This window comes from Nonomuraea sp. GTA35, from assembly GCF_041950525.1.
Lineage (GTDB): Bacteria > Actinomycetota > Actinomycetes > Streptosporangiales > Streptosporangiaceae > Nonomuraea.
In genome coordinates, this window is sequence record NZ_JBGNUV010000010.1 from 15,645 (window position 1) to 32,146 (window position 16,502).

General features: G+C 70.1%; 13 protein-coding genes. 8 read left to right on the plus strand and 5 right to left on the minus strand.

Annotated features, from left to right (window positions below):
- Positions 1–75: 75 nt before the first annotated feature.
- The 4 genes from ACBJ32_RS36650 to ACBJ32_RS36665 form a co-directional block, all read right to left on the minus strand.
- A complete protein-coding gene (locus tag ACBJ32_RS36650) occupies positions 76–1,896 on the minus strand; it encodes a DUF4434 domain-containing protein (protein WP_375130653.1) in 1,821 nt (606 codons plus the stop codon).
- A gap of 28 nt (positions 1,897–1,924) precedes the next feature.
- Positions 1,925–3,013, minus strand: coding sequence for a glycosyltransferase (locus tag ACBJ32_RS36655; RefSeq protein WP_357874827.1), 1,089 nt, complete (start codon positions 3,011–3,013; stop codon positions 1,925–1,927).
- Between the two features lie 19 nt (positions 3,014–3,032).
- Positions 3,033–4,295 carry a nucleotide sugar dehydrogenase gene (locus tag ACBJ32_RS36660; protein WP_375130654.1) on the minus strand — a complete coding sequence of 421 codons (1,263 nt, stop codon included), beginning with the start codon at positions 4,293–4,295 and terminating at the stop codon, positions 3,033–3,035.
- 118 nt (positions 4,296–4,413) lie between these two features.
- Positions 4,414–6,084, minus strand: a complete 1,671-nt coding sequence (locus ACBJ32_RS36665) for a glycosyltransferase family 4 protein (RefSeq protein WP_357874821.1) — start codon at positions 6,082–6,084, stop codon at positions 4,414–4,416.
- A gap of 56 nt (positions 6,085–6,140) precedes the next feature.
- Between ACBJ32_RS36665 and wecB the strand changes: the two genes are divergently transcribed.
- Positions 6,141–7,271, plus strand: coding sequence for a non-hydrolyzing UDP-N-acetylglucosamine 2-epimerase (gene wecB / locus ACBJ32_RS36670; protein WP_375130655.1), 1,131 nt, complete (start codon positions 6,141–6,143; stop codon positions 7,269–7,271).
- Between the two features lie 54 nt (positions 7,272–7,325).
- The gene (locus tag ACBJ32_RS36675; protein WP_357874815.1) at positions 7,326–9,362 is read left to right on the plus strand and encodes a glycosyltransferase; all 2,037 of its coding nucleotides are present in this window, start codon (positions 7,326–7,328) and stop codon (positions 9,360–9,362) included.
- A 175-nt stretch (positions 9,363–9,537) separates the two neighbouring features.
- Here ACBJ32_RS36675 and ACBJ32_RS36680 read toward each other — a convergent pair whose 3' ends face one another.
- Positions 9,538–10,212: a hypothetical protein gene (locus tag ACBJ32_RS36680; RefSeq protein WP_357874812.1), complete on the minus strand. Its 675-nt coding sequence runs from the start codon at positions 10,210–10,212 to the stop codon at positions 9,538–9,540.
- A 249-nt stretch (positions 10,213–10,461) separates the two neighbouring features.
- Here ACBJ32_RS36680 and ACBJ32_RS36685 point away from each other — a divergent pair, with 249 nt between their 5' ends.
- The 6 genes from ACBJ32_RS36685 (at position 10,462) to ACBJ32_RS36710 (ending at position 16,497) form a co-directional block, all read left to right on the plus strand.
- Positions 10,462–12,033, plus strand: a complete 1,572-nt coding sequence (locus ACBJ32_RS36685; protein ID WP_375130656.1) for an FAD-dependent oxidoreductase — start codon at positions 10,462–10,464, stop codon at positions 12,031–12,033.
- Positions 12,030–12,890, plus strand: coding sequence for a PrsW family intramembrane metalloprotease (locus tag ACBJ32_RS36690; RefSeq protein WP_375130657.1), 861 nt, complete (start codon positions 12,030–12,032; stop codon positions 12,888–12,890). The genes ACBJ32_RS36685 and ACBJ32_RS36690 overlap by 4 nt, the downstream gene beginning before the upstream one ends.
- A 164-nt stretch (positions 12,891–13,054) precedes the next feature.
- On the plus strand, positions 13,055–15,181 hold the full coding sequence (locus ACBJ32_RS36695) for a nitrate- and nitrite sensing domain-containing protein (RefSeq protein WP_375130658.1): 2,127 nt from the start codon (positions 13,055–13,057) through the stop codon (positions 15,179–15,181).
- A complete protein-coding gene (locus ACBJ32_RS36700; protein WP_185111102.1) occupies positions 15,178–15,585 on the plus strand; it encodes a roadblock/LC7 domain-containing protein in 408 nt (135 codons plus the stop codon). The genes ACBJ32_RS36695 and ACBJ32_RS36700 overlap by 4 nt, the downstream gene beginning before the upstream one ends.
- Positions 15,582–15,944, plus strand: coding sequence for a DUF742 domain-containing protein (locus tag ACBJ32_RS36705; protein WP_185111104.1), 363 nt, complete (start codon positions 15,582–15,584; stop codon positions 15,942–15,944). The genes ACBJ32_RS36700 and ACBJ32_RS36705 overlap by 4 nt, the downstream gene beginning before the upstream one ends.
- Positions 15,925–16,497 (plus strand): ATP/GTP-binding protein, encoded by a 573-nt coding sequence (locus ACBJ32_RS36710; protein ID WP_080043843.1) that lies wholly within the window; start codon positions 15,925–15,927, stop codon positions 16,495–16,497. Before ACBJ32_RS36705 ends, ACBJ32_RS36710 begins: the two co-directional genes overlap by 20 nt.
- The last annotated feature ends 5 nt before the right edge of the window (positions 16,498–16,502 follow it).

Below are 16,502 nucleotides of genomic sequence, written 5' to 3' on the forward strand. Positions count from 1 at the left end.
CACGCAGGAGTACGGGCCAGCGAACCGGATGACAGCCGCCCCCGGCCGGCGCCTACCGGGGAAACCTCCGCCCGGTCAGTTTGCTCCTTCTGTCCCGGCCGCCTGCGTGGAGATGCGTACGTGCAGCGGCTCCGTGGTCGCCTGCCCCGAGGGCAGCTTGACGCCGATCTGCACCCACTCGCCCGCCGGCACCTGGGCCCAGTCGAACGGCACCCAGGCCGTCGCCATCCCCACCGGCAGCTCCTCCTCGATCGGGTCCTCGTCCAGCCACCCGACAGCGGACACCACCATCTCCTTGGTCCCCCCCGACCACGTGATGGTGACGGTGCCGTCCTTGAGGTTGTAGCCGCGCACCTCGACCCCGTCCTGGATGTCGCGCGGCCGCCGGATCGCGTCCACCGCGATCGGCCGCTGCCAGTCCCGGGAGATCTCCGTTTCAAGCGACGGATCACCACATGTCATGAAATCGCTCCACATATAGGAGACGATCTTCTGCACGTAACGCCCGGCCATCGTCACCGCCTGGTCCAGGCGCTTCTTGTCCGTCTTGCCGCGGGTGCCCGTGGGGGCGCAGGGCTGCTCCCCGGAAGGCTCGAAGGCCTCGACGTTCGCCCAGAGCTCCACGTGGAAGCCCTGGTCGATCATCTCCTCGCGGGCCGCCGCCATCTCGCGGTAGTAGTCGCGCGTGGACCCGTGGTACGCGGTGTCGTACGTGGACTCCCCCACCATCGAGCGCAGCCGCTCGTCCACCTCGCTGTCCCGCTCGTCGGGCCAGAACAGCCCGACCTTGCCCGTCCCCCGGCTGTCCTGCGGTGCGATGATCCCGACCCCGGTCTTCACCAGCGCCTTGAACCCCTCGGCCACCTGCCTGGGCGTCTGCCCGAAGGCGACCCGCTTGCGCGCGTCGAGGTAGGGGCTGATGAGGATCGGTTTGCCGAGCTCCTGCTCGACGATCGTGTGCTGGTCGGCGTAGACCTCCAGCGTCGGGTTGGTGGCCAGGGTGGCCGACATCTGCACCTCGAACGGCTGGTACACGCCGCCGAGCGAGTCGCGCCCGGCGAAGCGCACGCCGTAGTCCTGCAGGATGCGCCGGGTCAGCGTGGTGAGCGTGCCGAGGTGGCGCTTCTCGGCCCTGATCTTGGCCTTGGAGTCGCGCGGGGCGAGCGGCAGCGCGGGGAAGACGCGCATGCCGAACTGGTCGCCCAGGTCGAGCAGCTGGGTCAGGCTGTCCTTGCCCTGGTTCGAGCCGGCCACGAGGATCAGGTCGTACGACCTGGCCTTGCTGCTGAAGTCGCAGGTGGCGTCGTCGGAGCCGTCCGGCTGGGTGATGAGCCGGTAGTAGGTCCGCTTGCCGACCTCGACGGCGTGCTCCATGGCGGGGCAGCGGAACAGGTCCTGGCCGAACAGCTCGTCGGTGCGGTAGACGTACACGCGGCCGACGCGGTTGTCCGGGTTGGCCTCCTGCAGATCCTGGACGGCGGCGTCGTGGCAGCTCAGGCCGTCCTCCTCGCAGGGCTCGTAGAGCGAGTCGACCGTGCCGTCCTTCAAGATCTCGCCGGCGTCGTTCACCGTGCGGAACTGCAGGCCGTAGCCGATCCTGATGATCGTGTCGCCGCCGACGCTGTGGATCTCCTGGAGCTGCTTGCGCCAGGTGCAGGGGTTCGACTTGGGGGTGATCCAGTAGCCGGTGACCGCGTACGGGGCCTTCTTGTCGGTGTCGAACGTTCCACAGGGGTCGGTGAACTCGCTCACCGCCGGCGTCGGCTCGGTGCTCGACGGCCTGGGCGCGGCGGACCTGACCGCCACGGGCTCCGGGTCGCCGGACGGCAGGACGATGATCACGGCGGCGACCACGGCCAGGACGGCCGCGCCCGCGACCACGAAGAGCCAGCGCACGTTCAGGAACCTACTCCGCCCTCGGAAGTTACGGCTTGACCCCGGCCCAGGACTCCAGCTGTGCGACGAACCGCTTGGCCGAGTTGGGCCAGTGGTGGTTCGCGCGGGCCGCCGCATAGCCCCGCGCACCCTGGGCCCGCCGCTCCCGTACGTCGTCGCGCAGCGTCAGCACGGCCTGCGCGACCGCCTTCGGGTCCTGCCACGGCACCACGACACCGCTGTCGTAGCGCTCCACGAGCTCGACCGCGCGCGGCGACGGAGTCGTGATGACGGGGATGCCGTGCGCCATGTACTCGACGATCTTGGTCGGCATGGAGTGCCGGTAGTTCGGCTCGTCGTGCAGCAGCGACAGACCCGCCAGCGCCCCGTCGAGCCGCTTGAGCGCCTCGTCGTTGGGCATGAAGTCGCGCCACTCCAGCAGGCCCTCGGTGACGGCCTGGTTGAGCATGGGACGGCTCTGCGGGTCGGCGTACCCGATCAGCTCCACCGCCACCCGGTACGGCTGCAGCAGCTTGGCCACCTCGACCGCCTCGACCACGCCGCGAGCCCTGGACAGCCACCCGAGGTAGACGATCCGGTCGTCGCCGGGCGGGGTGACGGAGTCGGGCACCCAGGTCTCGTTCGGCACGATCAGGTGGGCGTGCTTGAACCGGCCCGCGTACGCCGTCTCGGCCAGCAGCAGGTGCATGTGGCGCTCGGCGGTGCCTTCGAGCATCCGTGCCAGGAACCGCACCGGGGGCCGCAGCAGCGACGGCAGCCACGGCTTGAGCGAGAGCGTGGCGGGGGTGTCCTCGTGGACGTCCCACACCACGGGCGGCCTGTTGCGGATGCCCCACACCGCGAACAGCAGCTCGGGGTCGTGGATGAGGACGAGGTCCACCTTGTCGCGCATGCGCTTGAACAGCCGCCGGGCGGCCCAGACCGCGGCCATCCGCTTGCGCTGGACGGCCCGCGGCAGATCGACCCCGTTGACCCACGGTCTGGGGACGACGCCGTGCGCGGTGAACGACGCGGCGTACGTGACCTCATGACCGGCATCCACAAGGGCACGGATCTGCCGATGCAGAATTCTCGCGTCCTCGGGGTTATGCACCACCGTCATGACGAGCACGTGCACTGCGCGCAGCCCTCCGTCGCTACAGCCGCTCGACGCGTTCACCCTCGGCGAGCACGCCGCGGGTGTCCAGCACGAGCTTGGCCTTCGCCTCGACCATGTCGAGGTCGAACGCGGCGTGCTGCTGCAGCAGCAGCGTCACGTCCGCGTTGATCACGGCCTCGGCCAGATCCTCCTCACGCGGCACCGGGGTGCCGTCCACCGCCCACTCCTTGACGTACGGGTCCGCGAACGAGAGCTCCGCGCCCAGCTCCAGCAGCGCACGCGCCACCGGGAGCGCCGGGGTCTCCCGCTCGTCGGCGATATCCGGTTTGTAGGTGACGCCGAGCATAACGACTTTGGCGCCGTTCACGGGCTTCTTATGCCTGTTGAGCAACCGCTGTACGCGGGCGACCACGTACGAGGGCATCCGCTCGTTGATCTCCTGCGCCAGCTCGACGAACCGGAACGGGTAACCGAGCTTGCGCACCGTGTACGACAGGTACGACGGGTCCACCGGGATGCAGTGCCCGCCGACGCCGGGCCCGGGCAGGAACTTGTGGAAGCCGAACGGCTTGGTGGCCGCCGCCTCGATGGCCTCCCACAGGTCGATGCCGAGCTCGTCGCAGAAGATCGCCATCTCGTTGACGAGGGCGATGTTGACGTGGCGGTAGGTGTTCTCCAGCAGCTTGGCCATCTCGGCCTCGCGGGTGCCGCTGACCGGCACCACCTGCTCGATGAACTGCCCGTAGAACGCCGTCGCGCGGTCGCGGCAGGTCAGCGTGTAGCCGCCCACCACCTTGGGGGTGTTGCGCAGGCCGAACTTGGGGTTGCCCGGGTCGATGCGCTCGGGCGAGAAGGCCAGGTAAAAGTCCTCGCCCGCCTTCAGCCCCGAGCTCTCCAGCAGGGGCCTGGCCAGCTCGTCGGTGGTGCCGGGCCACGTGGTGGACTCCAGCACGACGAGCGTGCCCTTGTTCAGGTTGCGCGCGACGGTCTTGGTGGCGCCCTCGACCGCGGACAGGTCGGGGCGGTGGTCGTCGTCCAGCGGGGTGGGCACGCAGATGACGATCGTGTTGCTCCTGGCCAGCACGGCCTCGTCGAGCGTGGCGCTGAACCCGTTGGCCAGCATGTGCTCGAGGTCGGCGTCGGTCAGGTCATCGATGTAGGACTGCCCGGCGTTGAGCGCGTCGACCTTGGTGGGGTCCACGTCCAGGCCGACGACCCGCAGGCCGGCGGCCACAGCCTCCTTGGCGAGAGGCATGCCGACGTAGCCCAGGCCGATGACAGTCAAGTCGATTTCTGTCACAGCTGTGCCTTTGGGAGCCGGAAACAACACTTCATGGTCGCAAAGGTTATCTCAAGTCCACCTAGCTCACGCCTAATGCGACCGAACCCGTCCCAAACGGAAGCAAGATTCATGGTCATCAATCGGCAAGGGAGCGGTATAGGGCTTGATAAGTCTCGGCAACGCGGCTCCAGGTCCGCTTGGCCGCGACTTCCGCGCGGCCCGCCTCGCCCATCTCGGCGCGCTTGGCCGGGTCCTCCCGCAGCCCGGCGATCGCCTTGGCCAGCTCGGCCGGATCGCCCGCGGGCACGAGCATCCCGGCGCCGTCGGAGCCGACGAGCTCGGACAGCGCGGGCAGATCGCTGAGCACGACGGGCTTGCCGAGCGCCATCGCCTCGACCGGTTTCAATGGCGTAACAAGTCGGCAAACCCGCAGATCCTCACGCGGGCAGGCGAAGATGTCGATGGCGTCCTGCGCCTGCAGCGCCTCGTCAGGGCCGACGCGTCCCGGCAGGATCGCGGTGCTCAGCCCCAGCTCCTCGACCAGCTCGAGCAGGTTGGGGCGCTCGGTGCCGTCGCCCACGATGAGCACGCGCACGGGGGCTCGCTGGTCGCGCAGCAGCGCGGCGGCCCGCAGCAAGGTGGCGAAGCCCTCGTAGGCCACGATGCTGGACACCGAGCCGACCACGATCTCGTCGTCGCCGATGCCGTACTCGCGGCGGAAGGAGGCCCCGTCGTAGTGGGCCGTCAGCAGCGTGTCGTCCACGGCGTTGGGCGCCAGGTGGATCTTCTCCCTGGGCACGCCGCGCTCGACGATCTCGGCGGCCATGGTCTCGGCCAGCGTGACGACCGCGTCGGCCTCGCGCATCAGGAACGCCTCGCGCTCGCGCTGGAGCACGTGCCGCTGGCTGCCGATGCGCTTCGGGTCGCGGGAGGCCCAGGTCTCCTCCAGGAAGCCGCGGACCTCGTAGACGAACGGGGTGCCCGTCCTGTCGCGCACGGCGTGCGCGATCGAGCCGTTGCGGTGGTCGGTGGCGGCGTGCAGCACCTGCGGCCGCAGCTCGGCCGTGAGCTTGGTGACCCGGTCGGCGCCCCTGACGATGCGGCCCTGGGTCTCGAACGGCATCTCGCGGTGCGGCTCGGGCAGCAGCCGGTGGTAGGGGATGCCGTCGAGCTCCTCGTACGGCGTCGCGTCCGCGTGCCCCTGCAGCATCGGCCAGCCCCAGCTCGTCACCACGTGCGGGTCGATCCCGGCGGCCTTCTGCGAGGTGACGATGCGGTGGGTGCGCACGGTGTAGCCGGCCTGCGTGTACGGCAGGGCGTTGGTGACCACGTGCAGGACCCGGTTCTGCACCCGGCTCAGGATGGCCACCTTGGGGCCCGGAGGGATCGGGTCGGGGCTGATCGCCGCCAGCTCGCCCCGGTAGTAGGCGGCCCTGCGCTTGACGAACGGGTACTTGGTGTGGGCCTCGAGCACGGCGGCGGCCTCGCTGACCCGGCCGGCGTCCCAGTGTTCCTTGGCCTCGTTCCACGGCCCCTTGACCACGCGCATGCCGAACTTGCGCACCATGCGCCGGGCCCGGCGGGCGGCCGGCCAGGCGACGCTGCCGACGATGGGCCGCAACCTGGGCGGGAGTGTGTCGGCGGCGGCCTGTGCCACCCGCACGGGATCGGATTTGACCTTCGTCATCACCACGCGGGAGACGATGATCGGGTGCTGGACGAATCCCTTGAGAAGCCCACCGACGCCGGCACGGGCGGACTTCGCGGAAACCTTGGAGGAGTCTTGACGACTGGCGTCGGATGCCACGGTGGGACCGTACCATAGGCAGCGTTTTTTCCCTTCCGCTATGAAAGGCGAGGTCAATGAGGGAGAACCCCCTGGTCCTGCACGTATTGGGTGCTCGTCCCAATTTCGTGAAAGCGGCCCCGGTGGTGCGGGCACTCGGCGAGCTCGGCGTGCGGCAGGGCATCATCCACACTGGTCAGCACTATGACGCGCTGATGTCCGACGTCTTCTTCGCCGACCTCGGCCTGCCCGAGCCGGTCGCGAACCTGGGGGTGGGCTCCGGCAGCCACGCCAAGCAGACCGCGGCGCTGCTCGTGGGCCTGGAGGAGGTCGTCCAGGAGCACGAGCCCGATCTGGTCGTGGTCTACGGCGACGTGAACTCCACGCTGGCCGCGATCCTGGTCTGCGCCAAGCTCGGCGTGCCGACCGCGCACGTGGAGGCGGGGCTGCGCTCGTTCGACCGCGGCATGCCCGAGGAGGTCAACCGGGTCGTCACCGACGCGCTGGCCGACCTGCTCTTCGCCACCTCGCCGGAGGCGCTGGCGTTCCTGGCGAACGAGGGGGTGCCCGCGGCCAAGGTGCACCTGGTGGGCAACCCGATGATCGACAGCCTGTTCTCGGCGCTGCCCAAGCTCGACCCGGCGCCCGTGGTGGCGCGGCTCGGCCTGCCGGAGCGCTACGCGGTCGCCACCCTGCACCGCCCCGCGAACGTGGACAGCCCGGAGGCCGCCAAGGAGCTGGTGGACGCGGTGCTGGAGGTCTCGCGGCAGGTCCCGGTCGTGGTGCCGATCCACCCGCGCGGCAAGGTACGGCTGGCCGAGGCGGGCCTCGTGGACGGCGAGTCGATCAAGGTCGTCGACCCGCTGGGCTATGTGGACTTCCTCTCACTCGTCCGGGGTGCCGCGCTGGTCGTCACGGACTCCGGCGGCGTCCAGGAGGAGACGACCATGCTGGGCGTCCCCTGCCTGACCGTCAGGCCCAACACCGAGCGCCCGATCACGATCACGCACGGCACGAACCGCCTGGTCACGCCCGCGCTGCTGCCCGCCGCGGCGGAGAAGGCGCTGGCCGACGGGGCCGCCACGCCGGCCGGCGAGCTGCCGGTGCTGTGGGACGGCAAGTCCGGGCCGCGCATCGCCACGGTGATCGCCGCCTGGCTCAAGGGGGACAACCTCGCGCCCGCCTCTCAGGGCAAACGCCCCGAATAACGGCGATATCCGCCGTACTATGACTTACCTCTGCTGAGCGATTGGCGTACCACCATGGCCGAAACCCCTGAACAGCCCACCTACCAGCGTCTCGGCCCCGTCAACTGGCTGCCCGAGGAGCGCAAGCTCGTCGAGCGGTACGAGGCGGAGGTCAGGGAGCTGCGCCGGCGGCTGGAGATCGCCGAGGCCAAGGCCGCGTACGCCACCTGGAAGCTGGAGGCCACGCAGGCCAAGCGCACGTTCAAGCTGGGCGAGGCCCTCGGCTCGAAGAGCCCGGGGAAGATCGTCGAGGCGGTGCGGTCGAAGGACCGGGCGCCCAAGGCCCCCATCCCGGTGAGCCTGGCGACCGCGGCGGCCGAGAACCGGCCGCCGCTGGTCGAGGTGCCGGCGGTGAAGTGGCCGAACGGCCCGGTGAACCGGCCCGACCTCAAGGTGGCGGTGATCCTGGACGACTTCTCCAGGATGGCCTTCCGCTACGAGTGGGACCAGATCGAGTTCGGGCTCAAGGACTGGCCGGAGATCTTCGCGGAGAAGCGGCCCGACCTGCTGTTCTGCGAGTCGGCCTGGCACGGGAACCAGGGCCGCTGGCGCTACCAGATGACCGGCACGAACGCGCCGAAGGACCCGCTGCGCGACCTGGTGGCCTGGTGCAGGAGCGAGGGCATCCCGACGGTCTTCTGGAACAAGGAGGACCCGCCGAACTTCGACTTCTTCATCGACACGGCCAAGCTGTTCGACTACGTGTTCACCTGCGACGGTGACATGGTGCCGAAATATCGGGAAATTTTGGGACACGACCGGGTGGACGTGCTGCAGTTCGCCGCCCAGCCCCGCGTGCACAACCCGATCCAGCAGAACAAGGGCCGCCTGCACGACGTCGTCTTCGCCGGGATGTACTTCCGCGACAAGCACCCCGAGCGCCGCGAGCAGATGGAGACCGTGCTCGACCCGGTCAGGGAGCTGGGGCTGCACATCTTCGCGCGCAACGGCGAGGTGGACGAGAAGTACGCCTGGCCGGAGAAGTACCGGCCGCACATCGTGGGCGAGCTGCCCTACGACCAGATGCTGGCCGCGTACCGGATGTACAAGGTCTTCCTCAACGTCAACTCCGTGCTCGACTCGCCGACCATGTGCGCGCGGCGCGTCTTCGAGCTGTCCGCCTGCTCGACCCCCGTGGTGTCGGGGTGGTCGCGGGCCATCGAGGAGACGTTCGGCGAGCTGATCCCGATCGCGCGCGAGCCGGTCGAGTCGTACAACCAGGTGCTGCACCTGATCAACAGCCCGGAGCTGCGGGCCAGGATGGGGCACCTGGCGATGCGCGAGGTGTTCGACAAGCACCTGTTCTCGCACCGCGTGGACCAGATCCTCCAGGACCTCGGGCACCACGTGACGCCCCGGTCGCGCTCGATCACCGTGGTCCTGCCCACCAACCGCGCCTCCCAGATCGAGCACGCGATCTCCTCGGTGGCCAAGCAGATCCACCGGCCGCTGCAGCTCGTCATGGTGCTGCACGGGCTGGACATCGACCCCGTCGTGGTGGCGGACAAGGCCCGCATGGCGGGCATCACGGACGTCACCGTCCTGCCCGCCGACTCCTCGCTGTCGCTCGGCGCGTGCATGAACCTGGGCATCGCCGCCGCCGAGGGCGAGCTGATCGCCAAGATGGACGACGACAACCTGTACGGCGAGCACTACCTGTCGGACCTGGTGCGCTCCTTCGACTTCTCGGACGCGGAGATGACCGGCAAGGGCGCGCACTACGCCTACTTCGAGGGCAGCAACACCACGATGTTCCGGCTGCCCGGGCTCGAACACCGCTACTCGTGGCTGGTCCAGGGCGGCACGTTCCTCGGCAAGGCGGACCTGTTCCGCACGTACCCGTTCGCCGACATCACCCGTGGCGAGGACACCCACCTCGTGCGGCGGCTCAAGGAGGACGGGGTCAAGATCTACTCGGCGGACCGGTTCAACTTCGTCTACTGGCGCAGCGCCGACACCGCGATGCACACCTGGCAGGCCGACCACATCAAGCTGACCAGGAACGCCCAGTTCTCCTTCGTCGGCCGCCCGGACGCGCACGTCCTCATCTAGCGGCCCGTACGTACGGCCGGGCACGGCCGGCGCGGAGCTCGGCGGCGCATCCGGCCAGGAGGGCGGCGGCTCGGCGAACGTTCACGTATCCCCCTGAGAAGTCGGTCCTGATCAACGTTCGGGACGTCAACAAGGGCCGCGGAGCCGCCTCCGACGCTTCCGAAGATCGTGAAGCCTACGGCTTCACGCGGGCGAGGTTCTGGTCGGCCAGGTTCGCCAGCTCGTACAGGCCCTGCGGCTTGACCCGCTGCCCGACCACCAGCATGCTCATGACCAGGTTCCCCCGCCTGATCATGACCGAGCCGATCTGCGCGTTGTTCTTGTCGCCGGCCGCCGTCGTCAGGTAGGCCCGCGACTGGTCGCCCTTGGTGGGCATGTCCAGCGTCTTGGTCTTGTACGTGACCTTCGTGCCCCCCACGTCGGCCGTGTAGTCGGCGCACTGCTTGGGCAGCGGCTCGGGGAAGGCGGCCTTCGGCAGCGCGACCACGGCCTGCGTGATCGAGCCGCGGGCCGCGGAGAAGGCGACGACGGCGGCGGGCGACTTGGCCACCTCCGGCTTGGCGGCGTCGAGCTGGGCGGCCCCCGCGCACTCGGGGTGCTGCGCCCTGGCCTTGCGTACGGCCTCCAGCCCCTGCTGGGTGGACTTGAGCATGCCGAACTCGCCCAGCTCGGGCCCGTACGCCACGCTCATGCCCTTGGGCACCGGCAGCAGCGCGGCACGCAGCTTGGCGCTGGCGGCGGACGCCGACGCGGGCGGCGCCGAGGCGGCGGGCGGCTTGGGCTCCTCCGCCGAGGAGCATCCGGCAATGACCAGAGTGCTCAGGAATATCCCGGGAATTGCTTTATGCATGGCCGCTCCATTTCGCTACATGGACATTGGTCAAAACGCTAGAGGAAGCGGGGAGCGCAAGAGAGAGTAACGCCGGTATTCGCGGGATTCAGCGGATTCCCGATTCGCCGCCATGCCACTACCTGGGATGATGCGGGCGAGATCGGCATCACCCGCCAAATCGGCCTCGCGGTAATAGGGCGGGCAAAATGTTTCCCGGGCCCTGCGCGTCGGGATGCGGCTTTTCTCCCGGCTGCTGATGATCGCGGCATGAGCTTCACTCCGCGAGCGCTCGGCATGGACGTGCCCATTACCCGCAGGGACTTCTTCGACGGCATCGCCGTGAGCTGCGTGGCCGGCAGCGTGGCCGGCAGTGCGGCCCCCAAGCCGCAGACCCCGCCGGACCCCTTCACGGTGAGCGGGGACACCAGCGAGGCGCTCAGCGTCGCGCACGCGCTGCGGGACGGCCGCTTCTGGCGGCACGCCGGCTCCCCCGTGGCCACGGGGGAGCGCTACGACCTCGTCGTGGTCGGAGGAGGGCGCGGCGGGCGCAGCGCGGCGGCCGAGTGGCTGCGCCGCCGCCCGCGAGCGAGTGTCCTGCTCCTCGACAACCACGACGTCCTCGGCAACCACGACCTGCTCGGCAACCACGACGAGCCCGGCGGGCACGAGCCGGCCGCCGGGTGGGCCGGCTTCGACGCGGTGATGTGCGACGCGGAGAGCTTCGGCGCGGACACCCTGGTCGCGACCGCCTCCCCCGGCTGGATCGACCGGCTGCCGATCGCCTGGCAGGCGCGGCGGGACCTGCGCGCGCTGCACGAGGATCCGCCCGACTGGTTCCCCGGGCTGCCGGCCGAGGGCAAGCAGGAGCGGCTGGCGGGGCTGACGTACGCGGAGTTCCTGCGGGAGGTGTGCGGGGCGCATCCCGACGCCGAACGGTTCTGCAGGACCATGTCGTGCCCGGACTGGGGGTACGACACGCGGGCGTTCGGCGCGATCGACGCCTGGGGCACCGGCTATCCGGGGTTCGCCGGGCTCGGGCTCAGCAGGGAGCAGCCGTCCAGGTACAACTCGCCGACCGTGCGGCGGCGCTGGCACGGGCCCGTTCCCGTGGCCGCCGTGCCCGCGCTGGACGGGCGGGCCCGCGTAAGGACGTCCAGCCCGGTGGTGTCCGTACGGGACGGCGCCGGGTCCGCGACCGTGGGGTACTTCGACGGCCATCAGGTGCGCACCGTGGAGGCCGGGGCGGTGATCCTGGCCTGCTGGAGCGCCGTGGTGCCGTACCTGGTGCCCGAGCTGCCGCCGGAGCGGCGGCGGGCGCTGCGGCAGGCGTCGCGGGTGCCGCTGCTGGAGGCGACCGTACGGCTGCGCGACCCGGGCGCCTGGCGGCGGCTGGGCGTGCGGCGGGTGCGGTGGACGGGCGCGTACTGGTGCGCGAGCGCGTTCACGCCTCCGGACACCGTGCGGATGCTGGCCACGCCGTGCCGGTCCGAGCTGGGCCCCGGCGCGGGGTCCGCGGCGGGCAGGCGGGAGCTGCTCATGACGCCGTACAGCACGCTGGAGCACACCGTCAGGGACCAGCTCGCCCGGCTGCTCGGCCCGGCCGGCTTCGATCCTGGCGGGGACATCGCGGCGATCACGGTACGCCGGTGGGGTCACGCGCTGGCGCCCGAGTACTGCCGGCCGTGGCACGCGTTCTACCCGGACGGGCCGTTCCCCGCGGACGCGGCGCGCGGCCGGTTCGGCAGGATCGCGATCGCGGGCTCCGACACCGAGCCCGCCGCGCGTGAGGAGGCGGCCGTCGCGGCCGCGCTGCGGGCCGTGGCGGAGCTGGCGCGATGACGGCCCTGTGGTCGCGGATCTTCCTGACGGGTCTGGCCCTCTGGCTGGCCACGGTGATCGTGACCGCCTGGACGGGCAACGCGAACCTGGTGCCGACCGTGGTGCTGTTCGGCAGCTTCCTGGTGCCGGTGACGTTCGTGGTGTGGGCGTACGGGCGGGAACGCTCGCCCGAGGTGACGGTCGAGCGGTTGTTCGTGGCGTTCGTGGTGGGCGGCGTGCTGGGGGTGCTGGGCGCGTCGCTGCTGGAGAGCTGGCTGCTGCGGCCGTCGCTGCTCATGTACGTGCTGGTCGGCCTGATCGAGGAGGGCGTCAAGCTGGCGGCCCTGGTCTTCGTCACCCGGCACGTGGCCAGGCGCGCGACCAGGGACGGCGTGGTGCTGGGCGCCACCGTCGGCTTCGGCTTCGCCGCCTTCGAGAGCGCGGGGTACGCCTTCAACGCCCTGTTCACCGCGGGCGGCCTGTCGCTGACGCAGCTCGTGGAGACCGAGGTGCTGCGCGGCATCCTGACCCCGGTCGGGCACGGCCTGTGGACCGCGATCGCGGGCGGGGCGCTGTTCCGCGCGGGCGGGCGGGTGACCGGGCCGGTCGTGCTGACCTATCTGGGCGTCTCGCTGCTGCACGCGTTGTGGGACTCGATGAGCGCCATCGCGATCGCGGTCACGCTGGTGCTGACCGGGCGGCCATGGCAGTTCGAGCTGCTGCGCATCGGCCGGGTGCCGCACGTGACGCAGTGGCAGGTGCACGTGTACACGCTGCTGAACTGGGCGGGACTCATCGTGATCTCGCTGGTCGCGCTGGGGTGGCTGTGGACGACGGTGGCCACGGGGCGCCGGGATCGGGGGATCTTGTCCCAATAATCACGGTAATGAACGCCTTCCTCCCACTGCGCCGGAAGCATAATCGATGCTAGTCTCCTGTGCGATCTTCCGGAGGTGTATTTACACAAGGTGTGGAAATGCCCCCGACTCGAGGTTGGGACATGGGCTCGCGAAACCGGTCAATTCGGTTCAAGATCTTTTTATTGCTGCTGCTACCCCTCCTGTCTCTGAGCGCGCTCTGGGGTTTCGTCCTCAACCTCACCATGGGCGACGCCCAGTCACTGCTCCGCGCGAACACCCTCTACGAAACGATCGGCGTCACCTCCACCGACCTGGGATTACAGCTCCAGGCCGAGCGCGTGCGCTCCGCGGAGGCGCTCACGACGCGTGAGCTCACCGAGGTGCTCGGCGGCCAGCGCGCCCGTACCGACAAGTCGGTCGCCGACTTCAGGCAGGCCGTCACGGACGCCGGCGGCGCGGTCGGAGACGACCTGCGACGGCCGCTCGACAACCTCGACATGGCTCTCGACAGGCTCGCCCTGATCCGGTCGGACATCGACAACGGGATCAGCTCCCGCCTGGCCGGCCTGACCGAGTACAACCGCGTGCTCGACGCCCTCTTCCAGCTCTACGACCACCTGATCACGGTCTCCGACCTGGAGATCTTCCAGCAGGCGTCGTCGCTGCAGGCCATGGGCATGGCCAGGGAGTACATCGCCAGGGAGCACGCCCTGGCCATCGGCGCCCTGGCCGACGCGCGGCTCACCCCGGAGGAGACGGCGGCCTTCACCGAGTACGCGGCCTCCAGGAAGTTCCTGCACTCGCGCGGCCTGGCCGGGCTCGACGTGACGCTGCGCAGGCCGTACGAGCAGGTCTTCGCCACCGAGCCGTTCCTCACCTTCGCCACCATGGAGTCGCGCGTCATCAAGACCGGCGCGCCTCCCCCCGACGCCGAGGGCTGGCACCGGGCCGTCGACAAGCTCACCGGCCGCCTCGACGACCTCGGCAAGACCTCCTCCGACGCCCTGGCCGCCCGTACGTCGCAGGCCGCCACCGGCACCGTCGTCGAGATCGGCATCGCGGGCGGCGTCGGCTTGATCGCCGTGCTCGCGTCGATCATCATCTCTGTACGCTTCGGTCGTCGCCTGGCCGGAGAGCTCGCCGGGCTGCGTGCCGCGGCGGTCGAGCTGTCGGGCAGGCGGCTGCCCGACATCGTGGCGCGGCTGCGCCGGGGTGAGGACGTCGACGTGCGGAAGGAGGCCAAGGCGATCAAGGTGAGCGGTTCCGCTGAGATCACCGACGTGGCCAGGGCCTTCGGGTACGTGCAGCGCACCGCCGTGACGGCGGCGGTCGGCCAGGCGGCGCTGCGGCGCGGCATCGGCCAGGTCTTCCTCAACCTCGCCCGGCGCAAGCAGGGCCTGCTGCACCGCCAGCTCGCGCTGCTCGACGGCATGCAGCGGCGCACCCACGACCCCGACAGGCTGGAGGAGCTCTTCCGCCTGGACCACCTGACCACGCGCATGCGGCGGCACGCGGAGAGCCTGATCGTGCTGTCCGGCGCCGCGCCGGGGCGGGCCTGGCGCAAGCCGGTGCCCGTGATCGACATCGTCCGGGCGGCGGTCGCCGAGATCGAGGACTACACGAGGGTCTCCGTGGGGACGATGCCGGCGGGCGCCATCGACGGCACCGCCGCGGCCGACGTCACCCACCTGCTGTCCGAGCTGGTCGAGAACGCCACCATCTACTCGCCGCCCGACACCGTGGTCCAGGTGCGCGGCGACCTGGTGAGCAACGGCTACGCCATCGAGGTGGAGGACAAGGGGCTCGGGCTGTCGGCCGACGAGTACGCGCGCTTCAACGCGCTGCTCGCCGCGCCCCCCGAGTTCGACCTGGCCGACAGCGACCAGCTCGGCCTGTTCGTGGTCGCCACGCTGGCCCAGCGGCACGGGATCAACGTGCTGCTGCGCCGCTCGCCCTTCGGCGGCACCACGGCCATCGTGCTGGTGCCGCGCTCACTGGTGACCGAGCAGTCCGCGCTGGAGGCGGCCGGCGGTGACGGCAAGGCCGCGCTGCCCAGCCGTACGAGGAAGAAGGCGCTCGCGGTCGTGAGCTCCGGCACCCACGCGGGGCTGCCCAGGCGGGTGCGGCAGGCGAACCTGGTGCCGCAGCTCAAGGAGACCCCGCAGGAGCCCGAGCAGGAGCCGGCGCCCGAGCCGGCCGAACGCTCTCCCGATGAGGTACGCGACCTGTTCTCCGCCTTCCAGCGGGGGACCCAACGCGCCAGAGAAGAAGCCTCCCAGGAGGGGCCCATGAGTAAGGGGGACGCATGAGTGCGCCGACCACCAACGCCGGTGAGCTGAACTGGCTGCTGGACGACCTCGCCACGAGGGTCGCCGCCGTGCGCCAGGCGGTCATCTTGTCGACCGACGGCCTGGCCGTGGGTCATTCCAAGGGGCTGACCCGCGAGGACGCCGAGCACCTGTCGGCCGTGGCGGCCGGGTTCCAGAGCCTGGCCCGCGGCACCGGGCGGCATTTCGGCGGCGGCGACGTGCGCCAGACCATTGTGGAGATGGAGTCGGCGTTCCTGTTCGTGACGGCGGCGGGCCAGGGCACCTGCCTGGCAGTGATCGCCGAGGCGAACGTGGACGTCGGCCAGATCGCCTACGAGATGGCGATGCTGGTCAAGCGGGTGGGCCAGCACATCACCACCAACCCGCGCGCTGGAGCGTCATGAGCGATAGCCCGCAGTGGTTCGATGAGGAGGCGGGACCCGTCGTCCGGCCTTATGCTCTCATTCGCGGTCGCACACGCTCATCAGGAGACGCGTTCGACCTCGTGGCAACCGTGCGCGCCATCGGCGACCCCCCTGGCGACCTCGGGCCCGAACAGCAACTCATCCTGCGGGCGGCCCGTGAACCGATCTCGCTGGCCGACCTGGCCGTCGAGCTCGACCTGCCCGTCGGCGTCATCCGGGTCCTGCTCGGTGACATGCGTGACCACGGCCTCATCTCGGTGACGTCGCCCTCAGCCGGAGGCGCGCGGTCGAATGAGCGCATTCTCAAGGAAGTGATCAATGGACTCCGTGCTCTCTGAGGACCCCGTCGCGCTCAAGATCCTGATCGCGGGTGGGTTCGGCGTCGGCAAGACCACCCTGGTCGGGTCGATCAGCGAGATCAAGCCACTGCGCACGGAGGAGGTGCTCTCCGACCGCGGGATCGGCGTCGACGACCTCGACGGCGTCGAGGCCAAGACCACCACCACCGTGGCGATGGACTTCGGCCGCATCACGATCCGTGAGGGGCTGGTCGTCTACCTGTTCGGGACGCCGGGGCAGGAGCGGTTCTGGTTCATGTGGGACGAGCTGTCCTACGGTGCGCTGGGCGCGGTCGTGATCGCCGACACCCGGCGGCTGACCGACTGCTTCCCCTCCGTCGACTACTTCGAGCAGCGCGGCACGCCGTTCGTGGTGGCCGTCAACTGCTTCGACGGCGCGGAGCAGCACAGCGTGGACGACGTGCGCATCGCACTCGACCTGGACGACGACGTCCCGGTCATGCTCTGCGACGTACGCCGCAGGACCTCCGCCAAGGAGGTCATGATCACGCTGGTCGAGCACTCCCTGAGGACGCTCACCTCGGCCAACTGAGCGGG

Bases quoted from the DNA above. Each gene is read 5' to 3' on its own strand.
- ACBJ32_RS36705 (WP_185111104.1), top strand. From the start codon at position 15,582: ATGAGCGATAGCCCGCAGTGGTTCGATGAGGAGGCGGGACCCGTCGTC.
- ACBJ32_RS36710 (WP_080043843.1), top strand. From the start codon at position 15,925: ATGGACTCCGTGCTCTCTGAGGACCCCGTCGCGCTCAAGATCCTGATC.
- ACBJ32_RS36700 (WP_185111102.1), top strand. From the start codon at position 15,178: ATGAGTGCGCCGACCACCAACGCCGGTGAGCTGAACTGGCTGCTGGAC.
- ACBJ32_RS36675 (WP_357874815.1), top strand. From the start codon at position 7,326: ATGGCCGAAACCCCTGAACAGCCCACCTACCAGCGTCTCGGCCCCGTC.
- ACBJ32_RS36685 (WP_375130656.1), top strand. From the start codon at position 10,462: ATGAGCTTCACTCCGCGAGCGCTCGGCATGGACGTGCCCATTACCCGC.
- wecB (WP_375130655.1), top strand. From the start codon at position 6,141: ATGAGGGAGAACCCCCTGGTCCTGCACGTATTGGGTGCTCGTCCCAAT.
- ACBJ32_RS36690 (WP_375130657.1), top strand. From the start codon at position 12,030: ATGACGGCCCTGTGGTCGCGGATCTTCCTGACGGGTCTGGCCCTCTGG.
- ACBJ32_RS36680 (WP_357874812.1), bottom strand. From the start codon at position 10,212: ATGCATAAAGCAATTCCCGGGATATTCCTGAGCACTCTGGTCATTGCC.